The sequence below is a fragment of the Lentzea aerocolonigenes genome (genome assembly GCF_000955955.1).
Lineage (GTDB): Bacteria > Actinomycetota > Actinomycetes > Mycobacteriales > Pseudonocardiaceae > Lentzea > Lentzea aerocolonigenes_A.
Genome location: NZ_JYJG01000647.1, coordinates 1 through 219 on the forward strand (window position 1 = coordinate 1; position 219 = coordinate 219).

Below are 219 nucleotides of genomic sequence, written 5' to 3' on the forward strand. Positions count from 1 at the left end.
TTCTCCTGTCACACGTTGAGGAAGCCGTCCATGGCCGCGGTCGGGCGCCGGTTGCTGCCCCAGGCGGTCATGTTGTAGCCGGTGAACGGCGAGTAGCCCTCCGGCTCCCAGAAGAACGTTCCGAGGCCGCCGAAAGCCTTGGTACCGGTGATGAACTGCCGCAACCCGTCGCGGACCTGGTTCGCGTTGCCGATCGGCCCGCCGTACTCGACGTGCATG

1 pseudogene is annotated in these 219 nt (G+C 66.2%); it reads right to left on the reverse strand.

What is annotated here, in order from left to right:
* Nucleotides 1–8 precede the first annotated feature (8 nt).
* A pseudogene (locus UK23_RS53525) lies at nt 9–219 on the reverse strand (arabinogalactan endo-1,4-beta-galactosidase); the annotation flags it as partial.